The sequence below is a fragment of the Salibacter sp. genome, from assembly GCF_031581065.1.
Classification (GTDB): domain Bacteria; phylum Bacteroidota; class Bacteroidia; order Flavobacteriales_G; family Salibacteraceae; genus Salibacter.
The window spans coordinates 1-17,134 of record NZ_JAVLBN010000009.1 but is presented as its reverse complement, the minus strand read 5'-3'; the positions used below and the strand labels follow the sequence as shown (position 1 = coordinate 17,134).

The following is a 17,134-nucleotide window of genomic DNA, read 5'->3' as shown; positions in this document are numbered from 1 at the left end:
TATGACCTGTAGTCTTCTTTGTGTTGCTAATGTTATTTTTGGCTAAAATTTAAGGAATTTATGGCAAATAGCTTTTTGAAAATAGGCTATTACTTCACTTTTTTCACTCTTTTAACAATCTTCTATAATCCAGTGCATGCGGGAAAGTTAGAAAGAGGGTTTGAAGAGTTGAAAGTGTATAACTTTCACGATGCTGAAAAGCTATTTCGCAAAGCATTGAAGCGTGATTGTGTTGGCGGCTCTTACGGACTCGCTTACATGTATGCGATGCCCAACACTCCTTTGCTGAACAAAGACAGCGCTTATAAATTCATTCGGATTGCTGATACGCTTTATCCAAAACTCGAAGAAAAGGACATAGAGGATTTGGCAGAAGTTAACATCAACCGATCTACTATCGACTCAGTTAAGCAGGCTGTATCACACTATTACTTTGTGGATCTGACCGATACAACTGATGTTCAACTATACAACAACTTTATCGCCAAGCATCACTGGTACAATCAGCTCGACAGAGCAATTTCGCTGCGCAATCAATACGCTTTTCAAAATGCGCTGGACACGAATACTTACACAGCTTACAGGCATTTCATGGACTGTTATCCAAATGCACCGCAGTTCCAAAAAGCCAAGGAGAAATACGAAATACGTTTCTTTGAGACCAAAACACAGGACGGTACGCTCGATGATTATCAGGTTTTCGTGAAAGACTATCCCGATAGTCCTTTTCTGCCACAGGCCCAACGAAAGGTTTATCAGCTCTCAACTCGTGACGGTTCGCTGAGTTCGTTTATTAACTTCATCCTTGAAAATCAGGACAACCCTTATGTTGACGAGGCCTGGGAGAATATTTTCTATCGATCAGTGAAAACTTTTGCAACTGAAGAGCTGATAGATTTCAGGGAGAGGTTTGATAATTATCCAAAAAAGAAAAAGCTCAATGCTTATATCGATCAGAGCCGTAAGCGCCTCATCCCGATGATAAAAAACGGCAAATGGGGCTTCATCGATACTTTAGGGAACTGGGCGATAGAACCAAAATTTCATAAAGTAGATCAGTTTCACGAAGGCAAGGCGCTTGCCGGAAACGGTGATAAACTCGGTTACATTGATCTTCTTGGTGAGTGGTATATTGAGCCGCGATATGAGGATGGATTCGCCTTTCAAAATCATGTGGCAACTGTCGAGAAAAACGGAAAACTGGGCATGATTAACTATTATGGTGAAATGATGCTGCTGCCCAGCTACAGTGATTTGGGTGAAATGCTTCACGGACGCATTTTCTTTAAAAGTGAAAATGACCTCTATGGCTATTTCAACAAAAATGGGGAAGTTGCTATTGAACCAAAATTTTCATCGGCTTATGATTTTGAGAGCGGGTTGGCTCGCGTAAAAGTCGATTCGGGATGGTCTGTAATTGATACAGCAGGTCAGCTTTTGTTCAAGCCGGTGTTTGATCAGGTGAGTCTTTTTAAAGACAGCACGGTCAGAGCCAAACTCAACAACAAGTTCGGGTTGCTAAAAGCATCAGGTGATACGCTCCTGCCATTTGAGTACGACTTCATCGGTTCCTTTTCCAATGATCGTTCAATTGTAGCAAAAGGAGGAAAGTATTACTACATCAACTCAAGAGGGCAAGTCGCAATAAAAAGCGAATACGAGTACTCGCCAATTGTTATCAATTACGGTCAGTTCGAAAACGGTTATGCAAAATACCGTCACAATATGAAATTCGGAGTGATCGACACAACAGGTAAACGCGTATTTCCCGCAATATTTGAGGAAATTGGCACGTTTACTCCACCGTTGGTCCCCGTTAAAAAGTATGGGAAATGGGGCTTTGCCAATATGAATGTGGACCTCGAAATTCGCTACCGTTTTGATTATGCATGGCCTTTCATCGATTCACTTGCCCGTATTGAAGTGAGCGATAGTGTTGGCGTTATCGATAGAGAAGGAGAGTATGTGCTCCCTGCTAATTTTGAAGAACTAACTCCTGTTAAACACGGATACATTTCAAAACGTAAAGGGAATTACGGACTTTTAGATAAAAATGCGGATTTCCTCCTTCCGGAGATATTCCACGATGTGCAGGCAATTGATGAACGCTATTTTATCGTTAGAATTGAAAGTTATTTGGCCATTTTTGACATGCAGCGAAACAGGTTTATCTATGCTCAGGAAGGGTTTTCAGAGTTGATGATTGATAACTCCATGCCGGCCGGATCTGACCAGGAAAAATGAGTTTTAAAAATTACATAGTAAAACACCGTACAGCTATAGCACTTACTGCTTTAGTGCACATTTTGGCATTTGTGATATTCGACATCGCGACTCTAAAAGATGCCGAAACAAAAGACACCACGATTACCATGCAATTTTCAGAACCTGAAGTAGTAGAACAGGAACAAAAACCTGAGGAGCAAGAACTGACAGAGACTGAACAGTCAGATCCATCATCGAACAAAGCCGTAAATAAGAGCGCTCCCAAGATGCTTGACAAAGCCGATTACAATAAAATTGAAGAGAATGTTTCAAATGAGTCTAAAAGTGATGTAGAGAAAGAGATCAACGAAAGACTCAAAAAACTTGAACAGGAAGTCATACAAGAGCAACGAGATGCCGGTTATGGATACACAAAAGAAGATGCTGAGGCATTGATCAACAGCAAAAAACAACCTCAATTAGAAGAAGTAACAGAAAAGGAAGCCGTATCAGAAGGTGCTGTCAAGGGAAATACGAATATTTCTTACAAGCTCGAAAACCGTTACGATACATATATGGATGTTCCGGTTTACATGTGCGAGTTTGGAGGAGAAGTTACAGTGAACATAGTAGTCAACCGATCGGGGAAAGTGCTCGCAGCAAAAATTGATAAGCAGTCTTCAAAATCTCAAGACGGCTGTTTGCAAAAACAGGCTATACAGGCTGCTTACAACACCCAATTCAATAATTCACAACAAGCTCCTGAGGCTCAAAAGGGGAGCATTACATTTCGCTTCGTTTCTCAATAGTTTCAGAAACTTTTGAAACTTCGAAAAATATTGTATCTTTGATGCATGGATTTTGAAGGTAAGAAGAAAGAGTTCCTACAAACGTGGGGAACATTTGGGTCAAAATGGGGAATCAACAAAGCGATGGCTCAAATTCACGCATTACTGCTCATCGCTCCTGAACCGTTATGCACTGACGATATCATGGATGAGCTCCACATTTCGCGTGGAAATGTCAATATGAATGTCCGCAATTTGCTCGATTGGGGGTTGGTTTCAAAAATCCACAAAGAAGGAGAACGGAAAGAGTTCTTCGTTGCTGAAAAAGAGATTTGGAAAGTGATTTCAATTGTCACTGCTGAGAGGAGAAAACGCGAAATAGATCCTGTAATTACTTTATTACAGGAATCACAACATGTAGAAAAAGAAAACGAGGAGCAAAAAGAATTCAAAAAGGTAACAGGCGAGTTATTGCAGTACACAGAGCTAGCTGATAGTTTGCTTGAAACATTGAGCAAAAGCGAGCAAAACTGGTTCCTAAACGGTATCAGGAAATTATTTAACAGGAGGAAATCATGAAGTACAGGCAAACATTGATAGAGGCGTTAGTGATGTTGGTTTCATTGTTCATTCTCATCTATTCCAGTATAGATTATTTTTGGTTGACGATGTCTGTGTTGGGAGTTGTTCAATTGGGAGGAGCGTATTATCACATTCGTAAACACGAATATTATTACCCGATGAATATTCTCATCAACTACTATATCATTGGAGTTGTTTTGTTCGCGATTGTAGGTTTATCGCTCTTTTACAGCATGAATAATTCCACACTTTTTAAAGTCGTTTTTTACAGTGGCTCGTGGGGATTAGCAATTTACAAACTGTCGATCGCTTACAGGCGCGAACGCAAGCAGAGCAGAAAGTCTGGCTTTCTTCCTAACTTAGAGTTTGAGTAAGGCTTCACAGGTTGTCATTATTTTATTATTTTGGCAGCAACAAACGACCATTTTTTCTTTTGATTAACCCTATTTCATTTAATCGCTCATGATTGAAATAACTGAACAGTTCATTAAAGAGCTGAATAAATATGATATGAATATCGATGAGGTTGAACAGCAACTCGTTTATTTTCAAAAAGGTACGCAAAAACTAGATATACAGCGTCCGGCTGTAATTGCTGATGGTATCCTTATGATAGGTGATGAATCAGCTAACTATTACAAGTCTCTTTATGAGGAAGCACTTGAAACGCTAAAAGTTGGCAAGTTTGTTCCTGCATCAGGAGCTGCGAGCCGCATGTTTAAATTGTTGTTCAATTACCTGGAAAACGAAGAAGTTACTCCTGAAATAGAAAAATTTGCTGAAAATTTTGAAAAATTCGCTTTCAGCAAGCCAGTTGAGGATTACCTCCAGCTACACGGTATTGAGCTCAAAGGATCTGACCGTGAAAATTTAAAAACTATTGTGGAGGTTTTGCTCGATAATCAGGGAATTGGCTACGGAGCAACACCAAAAGCGTTGATCGATTTTCACCTCTACGCTGATGAAATTAGAAAAGCAGTTGATGAGCAATTAGCTGAGGCGGCTTCATACGCAGTAAATGATGACGGATCCTGCCATATTCATTTCACGATCTCTGAAGCACACGAAACGCGTTTCAGAACCTATCTCAACGCTGTTATTGACAAATACGAAAAGCGATATGGTGTTCGCTACCGTATTTCGTGGTCATTTCAACATAGAAATACCGATACAATTGCGGTGGATAAAGAGTTTAGACCTGTGAAAACGAACAGGGGAAAGCTCTTGTTCAGACCCGGTGGACACGGTGCATTATTGCCCAATCTCCAGGATTTGAACGATGATATTATATTCATCAAGAACATCGATAATGTTCAGGTTGAAAGCATTCAAAAAAGAGCTTCAGAACACAAGAAAATATTGGGCGGAAAGTTGATGGAGCTAAGAAAAGCATCTCATGCTTATTTGCGCTCGCTGGATGAAGGCGTTGATGTCAACTTGAAAAGCGAGATTATCGATTTTGCCAGGGAGCAACTGAACCTCGATGTTTCAGATAATATTGATGAAAATGAATTGCACAAATTGCTCAATCGTCCATTACGGGTTTGCGGAATGGTGAAAAATGAAGGCGAACCGGGTGGCGGACCTTTTTGGGTGAAGCAAAATGGAAAAGTTTCGCTTCAAATTGTTGAAAAAGCACAAATCGACTTCACAGATCCTGATCAGGAAAAGGCGGTAGATCAATCAACACATTTCAATCCGGTTGATATCGTGTGTTCTCTCAAGAATTACAAAGGTGAATCGTTTGATTTGAATGATTTCATCGAGCGCGACTGGTCATTCGTATCAGAAAAAAGTTACAACGGTCAGTCTATTTTAGCATTAGAACATCCTGGGTTGTGGAATGGGAGCATGGCTTACTGGAATACTGTATTCGTTCAGGTACCACTCGAAACATTTAGCCCGGTGAAAACGGTTTTGGATCTGATTAAACCGGCACATCAGGCATAAAAAAGGGGTGTATCAAAAAGCGCCTATGAGATAAAAAATCGGTGATTGTAAGATATTAATCCAGTCTTTTCAACTAATCCAATTTCATAAGTAGCTTTTTTAATACCGAAAAATCTTACATTTTTCGGTTTTGATACACCTCCTTAAGTACTCTGTTTATTTAGAATTAACCATTGAGGTTTGACTCTAATCGCTCAAATTTTGAGTTATCAGGAGCTAACTTGCGAGCGAGTGAAGCAGCTTCTCTCGCTTTTTCCAGCTCGTCTTCTTCTTTGAGGTATTCAACATATTCGATGAAACCATCTTCAAAAGCAGTTACATTGTATTCTGTTGGTTCATAACCACCTTCTTGAGCGAGCTCTTTGAATTTCTTGATGGCACTCTCAGAGTGTTTGTCACCGTTGTAGCGGTTACGAGACTTGTAATCTGCAACAGCTTTAAAAAGCTCAACAGCCGGATCGCTAGGATCTATTCTCAAACCGTACTTCAAGTAATAAGAAGCTTTTCTCCAGTCTTGTTGAACGTAAAAACTCTTTGCCTCATTGATCGCCATGCGTTGAAACATCCAAACTGTTTCTTTATTTTCTTCAAAAAGCGTTTCCTCGTCTTTTTCTCCTTTGCGGATGTCACGCTTTGTAAACTTGGCAGCGAGTTTGATCGCATCTTTTGTAGCGTCTTCGTAATACTGTCTCAACTCAGGGTCTTCCTGAATCTTTTTCAGCGATAGAGCAGCGTACAGGTACGGTTCAGATTCGTATTTTGTATCGTCATCATCGGTGGCCTTGATCGCTTTGTCGTAGCATTTTTCGTAATCACCCATTACATATAGGTCGAATAATTTCGTCATACTTCCCCCAGCAACCTGTGCAAAAGCAGTTCCTGTAAATAGAGCCAATCCAATGGTCAAAATCGATAATTTCATCACTCTTCGTTTCATATTTTCCTTTCGTTTTTAGTGCCTCAAAGTTTATAAAATTATTGAACTCTTAAAATGTGTCATTGTTTAAACAAGAACAATACCAAAAATTTGTTCTTTTGTAGCGTGCCATGAAAAAAGAAATAGGAGACAACATATCAATCAGCAAGCAGGATGATGAAGTGCTGATCAAAATTATCAATCCGCTCGAAGGGTGGCAGGAAATGGCTTTACTAGGCTGGTTAGTACTGTGGACGAGCCTGGGAATTTATGTAACATTCTACCTTTTCAATGCCGGACTCGAGCGCGATGCCTACATCTTTTTCATTGTTTATCTTTCGTTTTGGGGCTATTTTGAGTACAAAGCCCTTCACGGTTACCTCTTCAAAAAGTTCGGTTATGAGCTTATCAAAATCAATAAAGAGAAACTGTTGTATAAGCGTTCACTCTTCAAGCGCGGAAAAATCAAGAACTACCTGCGCAAAAATATCAAAGGATTCAGGTTGTTTGAGCCGTCTAAAAAATCATTTGCAGCCGCTTATAACAAAACATTTTGGACAGTAGGTAACGAGCAAATTGAGTTCGATTACCTTGGCGGGAAAGTGAGTTTTGGAATGCATCTCGAAGAAAAAGATGCTCGCCAATTGACAGTATTTCTCAACCGCCAGCTCAAGACGATACACTAAAAATATTTCCTTTTACGCGCTTGGTTTCTGTCCCGTCAATCTTTTCGGTCATAACCAGCTTTTGAGCCTGCTCATCGGCAAAAACCTCTTCGAGTGTTTTTACAGCTCCGGCCGGGATACCGCGAGCTAAAAGCTCTTTCATCAATATTTCCCTGTCAATTTGACTAATCGCATTTGTCAATATATCGATGAGCGCTTTTCTGTTTTTGACACGCGCAGCATTTTCACTGAAACGTTCATCTGTTGTCAGTTCTGTCAATTTCAAATAGTCACAGAGCTGAGCAAATTGATTTTGAGTACCCACAGCGAGCACGATTTTTCGTTCATCTGATGTTGTGAAAATATCCCCGTAAGGAGCGATGTTAGGATGTTTAGTGCCAATCGGTTCCGGTGAAACGCCCGTCATCAAATAATTGCTTCCCTGGTTGATGAGCGAAGCCAGAGCAGCCTCGTAGAGTGTGACATTTACCTGATAAGCTTTCGGTTCTGATTGTCGTTTCAATAATGCAATCAGTAATCCTTCTTTGAGTTGATGAGCGGCTAACACATCAACCATTGCGACCGGCATTTTTGCAAGGTGCTCACGATCAGATCCGGTCATACTCAAAAAGCCTGTTTCAGCTTGCAGTACAACATCAAAAGCCGGGCGAGAGGTGTGGGGGAAGCCTGTAATGGCACCTAAAATAACATTCGGATTGACTTTCTTCAGCGACTCAAAATCCACTCTGAATTTTTTAGCCGTGCTCTCCTTGAAGTTTGAGAGGACGATATCAGCATCTTTAATCAGCTCGTGAACTTCATCCTGGTGTTCTTCCTGGTTGAGGTCGCGTTGCAGGTATTCTTTTTGGTAGTTGACGCTCGAGAAGTAAGCTGATGTTCCGGAGTTCGGCTCTGACCGTGAAAACCAGTGACGCGTCATGTCGCCACCTGTAGTCGCGTTTTCCACTTTGATGACACGAGCTCCCAACTCGGCAAAAAAAGTGCCCACAGATGGTCCTGCGAGCACACTTGCTAATTCTATGACAGTAAGGTTATTGAACATGCACATCTAGTTCGTCTGCCGGATTTGATTCGCCTCCATATAAATCTTCATAAATGGCGTAAATTGCTAAAATACTGAATGGCACAGTAACTAATAGTCCAATTCCCAGGAGTATAACACCGGCAAAGTTGATCAATCCAAGTAAAATTAGAAATAAGAAAAAGCTGAAAAACTTTTTGTTAACTACTTTACGGCTCGTTTCCATAGCTTGCCAAAAACTGTATTTTTTCAATACAATTAACGGAGCTGTAATGGTGTAAATGAGACCTACGTAAATGGATATTATCAAGATTAGTATTACAGGAATGATAATGCTGGTAAGATTTTCTGCAAATTCACCACCTTTAAAATAGTCTGTTAAAAATGCTTTCAATTCATCTTCATATTGTGCGAGTTGAATGATTTCTTCAAATGGAATAACTACCCACAACAAATAAATAATAGGAAGTAATAGGGCCAGGAACATGATGAGCATGTAAACTATTTGGTACAGTGCCATTGGACCAAAGAAGTTGAAACCACCAAAAAAGTCCTTAAATTCAGGCTCCTTTCCTTGTGCTATTTTATCAGCCGCAATAAAGTAACCGGCAAATAAAATGGCATTTAATATATTAGCTAATATACTTCCAATACCAGGGATTAGTCCAAGGATAAATCCGGCAATTACTGAAATGATTAGGAATACTACTAGTGTTCCTATGTGCAACAAAGCCTGACTTTTAAACAACTCCCACCCACGATTGAGGTATTGATTGAATTTGAATTGGTAGCCGTTTTGTAGTGGATCGTTTGAGCCTGATAGAGTTTCCATGTTGTTAGATTTAAAGGTTAGACTTCGAATTTAAAGCAAAGGAGAGAATAATCGCGCGAAAGATTCCAAAATTTTATACATCAGCTTTCTGTTTTTCCATCTTTCAGGATTCATTATTTCACAGTGCTTTAGATCATCCTCAAAGATTTCACGAGCCTTTTGGGCAGTGTTAATATCGTAGATAAAAGCGTTGATTTCAAAATTGGTGTAAAAACTCCTAATATCCATATTGGCTGTTCCCACAGAAGTAAATTGATCATCAGCCACAACAGTTTTGGCGTGAAGAAACCCTTTTGTGTAGAGATAAATTTTGACATCGGCTTCGAGAAGTGGGCGCAGGTAAGAGAACCCTGCAAGCTGAGTGACTTTTGTATCACTGCTGCTCGGAATCATCAACCGAACATCAACACCGCCCTGGGCTGCAGCAATAAGTGCATTGACCATACTCGAGTTTGGAATAAAATAGGGAGATTGGATATACACGTATTTTGAACTGCTGGCGATTGCGGTGAACAATGCCAACATGATTGACTCCCAATCGCTATCGGGACCGCTGGCTGCAATTTGAACCAGCTTTGGCGTTTCGAGCTGTGGTTGCTTCGGGAAGTAATCATCAGTGTGAGTGAGTTGTTCGTTTGAGGCGAAGTTCCAGTTTAAGATGAACTGAATCTGCAATTGTACTACGGCTTCACCTTCAATTCGCAGGTGTGAATCACGCCAATAGGTTTTTGCCTTTTCGCCAGGCTCGTTCAGGTAGCGATCGCTGAGATTGATTCCGCCAACATAGCCGGTTTTTCCATCAATTACCACAATCTTCCGGTGGTTTCTGTAATTGATTTTACTCGTAAATTGCGGAAAAAACACGGGCATGAAAGATTCCACTTTAACACCCTGTTTTTTCAACATTCTTACCGTACTGCTTTTGAGGCTTGAACTACCAACCGAATCAAACAGCATTCTCACTTCAATACCTTCTTTGACTTTATCGGTCAGAGCCGAAAACAGCTCACCCGTATGTTCTCCATCTTCAATGATGTAGTATTCGAGGTGGATGTGGTTTTTAGCATTTTTGATGTCTTCCAGGAGCGCCTCGTACTTGCGTTCTCCATTGATGAGAAAATCGACTTTGTTGTTGGTGGTCAAAACTGCCCTGCTGTTGAAGAATAGTTGACGGGCAATTTTTTGACTTTGCGGTAGTAGTTTTTCCTGGATTAACTCGCTTTCAAAAAAGGCATTGGAGTGTTTGCGTTGCCATTCTTTGATCTTTTTGTCATCGAAAAACTCTTTGCGCGAGAAGATTTTGTCTTTTCTGAAATTGCGGCCAAACAAGAAGTAGATGATCAATCCCACAAACGGCAACGCGATAATCGCCACGATATAACTCACCGTTTTAGACGGATTTTTGTTGTCGAGCAGAATGAAGAATATCGTGAAAATACTCACAACGTAATAGATAGCTGTGAGCACTTTAAAGGAAATATCAAATATGTCGGTAAGGTTTTCGAACAAAGCAATTGTTTGAGTGCCTCAAATTTAAAGCACTCAAACAATTGTCTCTACTTTATTTCAGCTTTTTGTAAATAATGTGATCTAAACTCAGCTTTCCGGGACCATTAATAATTAAGACAATGAGCATGATAATGTAATAGAGCGGTATTTCAAATCCGTTATCACCTGCTGCAAATCCATTTTCAAAATGTACTGTAAAAATAGCAACCAACATGGTGAAAATTAAAGGAATGCTGATAATTCTGGAACCAAGTCCCAGCAATAGAAGAAACACCCCAAGAATTTCAGTTGTGGCTGCTAAATAAGCATTTACTGTAGGGAAGGGAAGTCCCAGTCCCCAATCTTCATTTCCAAACCATTCGGCTATGGCTCCTATATCGTTCCATTTTTTCATTGCCGGTTCGTAAAAACCATAAGCTAAAACAATCCGAATAAGGAAAGGAGGAATAAATGATAGTTTAAAAATGCTACTTTTGATGTTGTCAATTTTTTCTTTCATACTAATTGAGTTTTAAGCAAACAAAACATATACAGGTGATGAAATGTGTCTTTCCCATGACATAAACATCTTTTAGTAGCTAAAAATGATATTGAAGTGCATTTTTATTATGTCGAATACTTGTGTTGATCTGTATTGTAAATCAAATATGTTCAATAACTTTACACCGCTAATTCAAATATAAAAGGACAAGAATTATGAAAAAATTGTACATCGCTGCTATAGCGTTTGGCTTCATGGCAGCATCATGCGGTTCTCCATCTGGATCTGACCAAAAAGAGAACTCGAAAGAGGAAACCAAAAAGGAACAAACAGACAAAAAAGCTGACAAGAAGGCTGAGAAAAAAGAGGAGAAAGCTGAAGCTCCTGAATTACCGGCTGTACCTGAAAAAGCTAAAGTATTCTTTGCTAACCTCGAAGACGGAGCTGAAGTGAAGTCTCCGTTAGCTGTTGAGTTTGGTATTGAAGGAATGGAAGTGAAACCGGCAGGCAAAGTGGTTGAAGGTACCGGACATCACCACATCGTTATCGATGGAAAATTCATCGAGATGGGCGGTACTGTTCCGGCTGATGATACGCACATCCACTACGGTGGCGGTCAGGTTAATGACACGCTTGATTTAGAACCGGGTAAGCATACGTTAACTCTTCAGTTTGCTGATGGTTTGCACCGTTCTTACGGAAAGAAAATGAGCAAATCAATTACGGTTAAAGTAGCTGAGTAAAACATACTTTAAGTCTATTAAAAAGGCCATGAAAATGAAATTCATGGCCTTTTTTGTTTTGAGAAAGTAGTGTAGCGGTTTAATTTTTTGTCGCCTTGAAAGCCCCGTTGACATCAATATGTTCATCCTGACTTCCAATTCCGCCCAACTCGAGCTGATTGGCATTGAGTACGATTTTGAGTGTGTTTCCATTATCGCTTTGTTCAATTGTAAAATATCCCGTTGAGGATAAATCTGAGCCGTAAGACTTATCTTCAGTACGAACTGAAATTTCATTTTCAGTCATGCCTGATCCAATTTGATAAGTTCCGTCATCAGGACCGGCCATTGTTGAGTTATCAACCTCTTCCATAATGCGAAGTGTCAATTCCTCACTTTGGTTTTCTCCTTCCATTGTGAGCAACCACACGTCATAGGATTTTCCATTTGAATTTAAAGAGCCGTTTTCATCCCACGTTGCAGCCCCTTCCATTATAAAACTGGTATCACCAAAGATTGAGGCTTTGCCCATTCCGTCAGTAACATCATCTAAAACAACAGTTGTATCAGAACTGTTATTATTGTTGTTTGAATTGTTGTTGTTATTAGATGTTGGCGTGGGATCGTCATTATCGTCTTTATCGCAACTCACTGATCCAATTACAAGAAAAGCGATAAACAACATGGATAAGAATTTTACTTTCTTCATTTTGTTTAAGTTTATGATTTGATATTAGCTTGAATGACATGAAATTGTGTAGTTGCAAACCTAAAGGGAGTGATTAACTGAGAGCTTGTATAAAACGGACATTTAACATGAAGGTATTGGAGCAAAAGCCAGCAATTGCAGTGAGTAAGTACATCAATCGTTACTTACTCGTGGTTGCTGAAAGGGATGAAATGCCGGAGGTGAAAATTCTACCTACAAGCTATTCGTATTTAACAAAGGTTTTTGGTGATCCCAGTGAAGTGAAAAGCTCTACGAATTCATCAATTCTTCCTGAATTTTTCATCGGTGGTCAAATTACCCGGCAGGATATTTCACTCTTTCCTAAAAAGGAGTTTATTCACTTTGGAATCGAGTTCAAGCCAACCGGTATTCATCATTTCTTCACAGTCGAGATGTCTGAAACTTTAAATGGATTTATAGATGGTAATGCTTTGTTGGGAGAGGAGGTATGTGAAGAACTTTTGAGTCTGATTGATTATAAATCCTTCAAAAACAGTTGTGATAAACTAGATGAGTACTTCGTTCAACTTTTAAGTAAAACTCAAAGAGAGGAAAACGACCAGCAAATTGAAAAGGCTGTGGATCTGATCATTAAAAATGCAAACTCAATATCAGTGAATGACCTTGCAGAGAAAGTGTTTCTATCTCCCAGGCAGCTGAGGAGAAAGTTCAGGGAAATATGCGGTATTTCTCCCGGTGCTTACCGGAATATCATTCAAATCAACAACGTGTATTCCAGTATTGAAAAGAATGATGAAAAGCGACTAAGTGAGCTCGCTTACCTTTGCGGGTTTTACGATACCTCACACTTTGTCAAAACATTTGAAAAGCTGATGAACGAGAAGCCTTTGGATTTTATCAACCGAAATGATTTTTTTGGATACGTACATCAAATATTCACGTGATTGATCGTGCAAAATTTAACTCTTCCACTATTTTATTTTCATATTTGTTGAAAACAATTTCAAACCTCAAAGGTTGAAATCAGGGAACCATATCAATCAGAGAAAATGAGATTCAAACTATCATTGATATTCAGTTTTTTAGCGCTTTTCTCCTTTGCCCAAAAAGGTACAATTAATGGGGTTGTTCTCGATGCTGTGAGTAAAGAGCCTGTTCCATTTGCCAACGTTGTGGTTTCCGGAACACAAATTGGAGCCAGCACTGATATCGATGGGAAATTCACGATTGAAGAAGTGCCTTTTGGGTATCAAAAGCTGGAGGTTTCTGTTGTCGGTTATCAGCGAAAAACGACCAATGATGTTTACGTGACGCAAAACCAATCGCCTTACATTGAGATCAATCTCAATAAAACCAGCACGCAACTCAAAGAAGTAACCATTACTTCATCGGCATTTGACAAACCGGCTGAGAGCCCTGTTTCATTACAAACGATTGGAGTAGAGGAAATAGAGCGCAACCCCGGTGCCAATCGCGATGTTTCACGCGTTATTCAATCCTTGCCCGGTGTTACATCAACGCCCAGTTTCAGGAATGATATCCTTATTCGTGGTGGTGCACCAAACGAAAATCAGTTTTATATTGATGGTGTGGAAACACCTGTTATCAATCACTTTCAGACCCAGGGTTCGAGCGGTGGTCCGGTGGGAATCCTCAATGCCAATTTGCTCAAAAAAGTGAATCTCTACACCGGTGCATTTCCCAGTAACAGGGGAGGAGCACTCAGCTCAGTACTGGAAATCGAGCAGAAAGAAGGAAACAAAGAGGCGCTACACTTGAGGGGAAACATCGGTGCATCTGAAGTGGGGCTGGCAGTTGACGGACCAATAGGCGAGAAGACGACTTACAATATCTCTGCGCGTCAATCTTATTTGCAGTTTCTCTTCCAGGCTTTGAGGCTGCCCTTTTTACCTACTTTCAATGACGGGCAGTTCAAGATCAAGCACAAGTTCAACGAGAAAAACCAAATCACTTTTGTGGGGCTTGGAGCTTTCGATCAGTTCAGGCTGAATGAATCGGTGAATGACGGACTCGATCCAAATGACCCTGATGATGCTGAAACGATTGAGGAGAACAATTACACATTGGGAAATATTCCGATCAATGAACAGTACAACTACACGATTGGGGCTGTTTACAAGCACTTTGAAGAAAACAGTTTTCAAACCATCGTGGTTTCGCGAAATGCGTTGAACAACTCGGCTTACAAGTACCAGGATAATGATGAAAGCGATCCTTCTAAAAAGATTCTCGATTACAACTCAACTGAGGCAGAAAACAAAATGCGGTTCGAGAATACGATTAGGAAGAATAGTTGGAAAGTGAACATGGGCGTGAATCTTGAAAATGCCCGCTACACAAACTCCACTTTTGATAGGATTGCGACTCCGCAAGGCTCCATCACACGGAACTTTGAATCGGATCTGACCGTGAATAAATACGCTGTTTTTGGTCAGATCTCGCGTCCCGTTCTCAACGCCCGCCTCGATCTCTCTTTCGGGTTCCGATTGGATGGAAACGATTACAACAGCGAAATGCAGAATCCGCTCAATCAATTCTCGCCACGGTTTAGTGCATCCTACTCGCTGACAGATCGCTGGAGTATCAATTTCAACACAGGTCGCTACCACCAGTTGCCGGCTTACACAGCTCTAGGTTTTTCTAACTCTGACGGGACATTGATCAACAAGGAAAGATTGAAGTTTATTCAATCAGATCACGTTGTGGCAGGCGTACAGTACAATCCCGATAGCAAAACCAAAATTACGGTTGAAGGATTTTACAAATTTTATCGTCAGTACCCATTTTCATTGTCTGACAGCATCAGCCTGGCCAATTTGGGAGCTGATTTTGGTGTCATCGGGAACGGACCAATTGCCAGTACGAACAAAGGCAGGGCTTACGGAGCCGAATTTCTCATTCAGCGCAAAGCCAAAAAAGGACTCTTTGGAATCTTGAGCTATACTTTTGTGCGCAGTGAATTTGAGGATGTAAATGGTGACTACGTTCCCTCATCGTGGGATGCCAAACACATTTTAACCCTCACAGCAGGAAAGAAATTCAAAAACAACTGGCAGTTAGGGCTCAAGTGGCGCTTCGTTGGCGGATTGCCTTACACACCTTACAACGTACAGGCCTCGGCTCTGAAAGAGAACTGGAACGTGAGAGCAGCGGGACTACCCGATTATTCGCGCCTGAACGAACGCAGGCTGAGCAATTTCCAGCAATTAGATTTGCGTGTTGACAAGACCTGGTATTTCAAAAAGTGGTCGCTCAATCTGTATTTTGACATTCAAAATGCTTACAACTTCAAAGCCGAGCAGCAGGACAACCTCAATGTAGAGCAAAATGCAAATGGTGAGCCCATTACTGATCCTAATGACCCTTCTCGATATGAGCTTTACAGAATTGATAATGAAGCTGGTACAGTACTTCCAACCCTCGGTGTCATTTTTGATATTTAATTTACGCTTAAATCCTACATTCGCACCGTGAAAAGAGGGATCGTTTTACTTCTATTTTTTCTCGTTTGTTCAACGGGATTTTGCCAGCTCGATGTAGAGGGATTTTACCCTGATACGCTGCGCAAAGACCGTTTAAAGCTATCGGTCGGAACCATGGGAGCCGCCTACGGAGTTACCATGTACAGCCTGCACAATTTGTGGTACAAAAACTACGACCAGTCCAGTTTTCATTTCTTTAACGACAATGATCAGTGGCTCCAGATGGACAAAGCCGGTCATCTCTACAGCACATACCGATTGAGCTCCATTGCTTTTGAAGCTTTGCGGTGGAGTGGAGTAAAGTACAAGAAATCCCTTTGGTACGGATCGGCAGCGGCATTTGTGTCTGTTTCCAGTATTGAGTTTTTTGATGCTTACTCGGCAAAGTGGGGCTTTTCGTGGGGAGATATGGCTGCCAACACAGCCGGAACAGCACTTTTTATCGCACAGGAATACGCGTGGCAGGATCAGCGCATCAGGATTAAAATCTCATACCATCCCACAACTTACGCCCAGTATCGCCCCGATGCATTGGGCAGCGACTGGCGTTCCAGACTCACAAAAGATTACAACGGACAGAGCTACTGGGCGAGCTTCAACATCAATTCATTCGCCAAAACAGATTGGATTCCGCAGTGGTTGAACATAGCAGTAGGCTACAGCGGAACCGGAATGCTTGGAGGATCTGAAAACCCCGAGATGCACGATGGTGACCAATTACCCAATTTCTCTCGACAACGCCAATTTTACCTCAGCTTTGATGTTGACTTAGACCGCATTCCCGTTCAAAACCATTTACTCAAAGGCGTCCTCAAGATCGTCAACCTCATCAAAATCCCCGGTCCGGCCCTCCGCCTCCAGGACGGCAGGTTTGTGGTTGATGGGTTTTATTATTAGTTAAAAGTTTAGATTGTTTTCAACCCCAGCTCTTTCAGGAACTCATTGTGTTCATCCGTATGGGCTTGAATGCGTTCATTAACTGATTTGAGACGATCGTTAACTTCGTTTAAGTCAATTTTTTCTTCAGGTTTAGCAGTACTTACATATCGTGAAATATTCAGGTTGAAATTGTTCTTTTCAATTTCATCCATTGATACTTTACGGGAGTAGCGATCCGTTTCCTTTCTGTACTTGTATGTTTCAACAATAGACTCAATATTATTATCGCTGAGGCTATTCTGTCGCTTACCTTTTTCAAAGTGTTCGCTCGCATTGATGAAGAGTACATCTTCTTCCTTTTTACATTTT

At 40.8% G+C, this 17,134-nt stretch carries 17 protein-coding genes; 10 read left to right on the top strand and 7 right to left on the bottom strand.

Translation table 11 applies throughout. The features are described 5' to 3' along the window. Nucleotides 1-60: 60 nt before the first annotated feature. The 5 genes from RI557_RS03830 to RI557_RS03810 all read left to right on the top strand — a co-directional run bounded on the left by RI557_RS03830 (nt 61) and on the right by RI557_RS03810 (nt 5,525). Complete coding sequence (locus RI557_RS03830) at nt 61-2,244, top strand: WG repeat-containing protein (RefSeq protein WP_310682232.1); 2,184 nt, start codon at nt 61-63, stop codon at nt 2,242-2,244. Then, on the top strand, nt 2,241-3,014 hold the full coding sequence (locus tag RI557_RS03825) for an energy transducer TonB (RefSeq protein WP_310682230.1): 774 nt from the start codon (nt 2,241-2,243) through the stop codon (nt 3,012-3,014). The genes RI557_RS03830 and RI557_RS03825 overlap by 4 nt, the downstream gene beginning before the upstream one ends. A gap of 45 nt (nt 3,015-3,059) precedes the next feature. Next, nucleotides 3,060-3,572 carry an ArsR family transcriptional regulator gene (locus tag RI557_RS03820; RefSeq protein WP_310668298.1) on the top strand — a complete coding sequence of 171 codons (513 nt, stop codon included), beginning with the start codon at nt 3,060-3,062 and terminating at the stop codon, nt 3,570-3,572. After that, a complete protein-coding gene (locus RI557_RS03815) occupies nt 3,569-3,949 on the top strand; it encodes a hypothetical protein (protein ID WP_310668299.1) in 381 nt (126 codons plus the stop codon). Before RI557_RS03820 ends, RI557_RS03815 begins: the two co-directional genes overlap by 4 nt. Before the next feature lie 88 nt (nt 3,950-4,037). Then, a complete protein-coding gene (locus RI557_RS03810) occupies nt 4,038-5,525 on the top strand; it encodes a DUF4301 family protein (protein WP_310682228.1) in 1,488 nt (495 codons plus the stop codon). Nucleotides 5,526-5,691: 166 nt separating this feature from the next. Here the strand turns inward: RI557_RS03810 and RI557_RS03805 are convergent, their stop codons facing one another. Continuing rightward, nucleotides 5,692-6,447 (bottom strand): hypothetical protein, encoded by a 756-nt coding sequence (locus RI557_RS03805; RefSeq protein ID WP_310682226.1) that lies wholly within the window; start codon nt 6,445-6,447, stop codon nt 5,692-5,694. A 125-nt stretch (nt 6,448-6,572) separates the two neighbouring features. Between RI557_RS03805 and RI557_RS03800 the strand changes: the two genes are divergently transcribed. Further along, nucleotides 6,573-7,127 carry a hypothetical protein gene (locus RI557_RS03800; protein ID WP_310668302.1) on the top strand — a complete coding sequence of 185 codons (555 nt, stop codon included), beginning with the start codon at nt 6,573-6,575 and terminating at the stop codon, nt 7,125-7,127. Here RI557_RS03800 and RI557_RS03795 read toward each other — a convergent pair. Genes RI557_RS03795 through RI557_RS03780 form a run of 4 tightly spaced genes read right to left on the bottom strand, consistent with a single transcriptional unit; the run spans nt 7,111 to nt 10,988 of the window. Continuing rightward, on the bottom strand, nt 7,111-8,169 hold the full coding sequence (locus tag RI557_RS03795) for a CaiB/BaiF CoA-transferase family protein (protein WP_310682224.1): 1,059 nt from the start codon (nt 8,167-8,169) through the stop codon (nt 7,111-7,113). The genes RI557_RS03800 and RI557_RS03795 overlap by 17 nt on opposite strands. Next, entirely contained in the window at nt 8,159-8,980 is an 822-nt protein-coding gene (locus RI557_RS03790; RefSeq protein WP_310668304.1) for a hypothetical protein, read from the bottom strand. The genes RI557_RS03795 and RI557_RS03790 overlap by 11 nt, the downstream gene beginning before the upstream one ends. Before the next feature lie 30 nt (nt 8,981-9,010). Then, complete coding sequence (cls, locus tag RI557_RS03785) at nt 9,011-10,489, bottom strand: cardiolipin synthase (RefSeq protein WP_310682222.1); 1,479 nt, start codon at nt 10,487-10,489, stop codon at nt 9,011-9,013. 52 nt (nt 10,490-10,541) lie between these two features. Further along, a complete protein-coding gene (locus RI557_RS03780) occupies nt 10,542-10,988 on the bottom strand; it encodes a DoxX family protein (RefSeq protein ID WP_310668306.1) in 447 nt (148 codons plus the stop codon). 197 nt (nt 10,989-11,185) lie between these two features. On the opposite strand from RI557_RS03780, the gene RI557_RS03775 reads away from it, so the two are divergent. Then, complete coding sequence (locus RI557_RS03775) at nt 11,186-11,713, top strand: DUF4399 domain-containing protein (protein ID WP_310668307.1); 528 nt, start codon at nt 11,186-11,188, stop codon at nt 11,711-11,713. 79 nt (nt 11,714-11,792) lie between these two features. On the opposite strand, the gene RI557_RS03770 is transcribed toward RI557_RS03775, so the two are convergent. Beyond that, nucleotides 11,793-12,401, bottom strand: a complete 609-nt coding sequence (locus tag RI557_RS03770; RefSeq protein ID WP_310682220.1) for a hypothetical protein — start codon at nt 12,399-12,401, stop codon at nt 11,793-11,795. A 107-nt stretch (nt 12,402-12,508) separates the two neighbouring features. Between RI557_RS03770 and RI557_RS03765 the strand changes: the two genes are divergently transcribed. The 3 genes from RI557_RS03765 (at nt 12,509) to RI557_RS03755 (ending at nt 16,783) form a co-directional block, all read left to right on the top strand. Further along, the gene (locus RI557_RS03765; protein WP_310682218.1) at nt 12,509-13,327 is read left to right on the top strand and encodes an AraC family transcriptional regulator; all 819 of its coding nucleotides are present in this window, start codon (nt 12,509-12,511) and stop codon (nt 13,325-13,327) included. A 105-nt stretch (nt 13,328-13,432) separates the two neighbouring features. Continuing rightward, nucleotides 13,433-15,847: a TonB-dependent receptor gene (locus tag RI557_RS03760; protein ID WP_310682216.1), complete on the top strand. Its 2,415-nt coding sequence runs from the start codon at nt 13,433-13,435 to the stop codon at nt 15,845-15,847. 27 nt (nt 15,848-15,874) lie between these two features. Next, nucleotides 15,875-16,783, top strand: coding sequence for a DUF2279 domain-containing protein (locus RI557_RS03755; RefSeq protein ID WP_310682213.1), 909 nt, complete (start codon nt 15,875-15,877; stop codon nt 16,781-16,783). An 8-nt stretch (nt 16,784-16,791) separates the two neighbouring features. Here RI557_RS03755 and RI557_RS03750 read toward each other — a convergent pair. After that, nucleotides 16,792-17,134: N-6 DNA methylase (locus tag RI557_RS03750; RefSeq protein ID WP_310682211.1), on the bottom strand; the 343-nt coding region annotated here is incomplete at its 5' end.

Bases quoted from the DNA above. Each gene is read 5' to 3' on its own strand.
- RI557_RS03770 (WP_310682220.1), bottom strand. From the start codon at position 12,401: ATGAAGAAAGTAAAATTCTTATCCATGTTGTTTATCGCTTTTCTTGTA.
- RI557_RS03805 (WP_310682226.1), bottom strand. From the start codon at position 6,447: ATGAAATTATCGATTTTGACCATTGGATTGGCTCTATTTACAGGAACT.
- RI557_RS03765 (WP_310682218.1), top strand. From the start codon at position 12,509: ATGAAGGTATTGGAGCAAAAGCCAGCAATTGCAGTGAGTAAGTACATC.
- RI557_RS03775 (WP_310668307.1), top strand. From the start codon at position 11,186: ATGAAAAAATTGTACATCGCTGCTATAGCGTTTGGCTTCATGGCAGCA.
- RI557_RS03800 (WP_310668302.1), top strand. From the start codon at position 6,573: ATGAAAAAAGAAATAGGAGACAACATATCAATCAGCAAGCAGGATGAT.
- RI557_RS03815 (WP_310668299.1), top strand. From the start codon at position 3,569: ATGAAGTACAGGCAAACATTGATAGAGGCGTTAGTGATGTTGGTTTCA.
- RI557_RS03820 (WP_310668298.1), top strand. From the start codon at position 3,060: ATGGATTTTGAAGGTAAGAAGAAAGAGTTCCTACAAACGTGGGGAACA.
- RI557_RS03790 (WP_310668304.1), bottom strand. From the start codon at position 8,980: ATGGAAACTCTATCAGGCTCAAACGATCCACTACAAAACGGCTACCAA.
- RI557_RS03830 (WP_310682232.1), top strand. From the start codon at position 61: ATGGCAAATAGCTTTTTGAAAATAGGCTATTACTTCACTTTTTTCACT.
- RI557_RS03780 (WP_310668306.1), bottom strand. From the start codon at position 10,988: ATGAAAGAAAAAATTGACAACATCAAAAGTAGCATTTTTAAACTATCA.
- RI557_RS03810 (WP_310682228.1), top strand. From the start codon at position 4,038: ATGATTGAAATAACTGAACAGTTCATTAAAGAGCTGAATAAATATGAT.
- RI557_RS03795 (WP_310682224.1), bottom strand. From the start codon at position 8,169: ATGTTCAATAACCTTACTGTCATAGAATTAGCAAGTGTGCTCGCAGGA.
- RI557_RS03825 (WP_310682230.1), top strand. From the start codon at position 2,241: ATGAGTTTTAAAAATTACATAGTAAAACACCGTACAGCTATAGCACTT.
- RI557_RS03760 (WP_310682216.1), top strand. From the start codon at position 13,433: ATGAGATTCAAACTATCATTGATATTCAGTTTTTTAGCGCTTTTCTCC.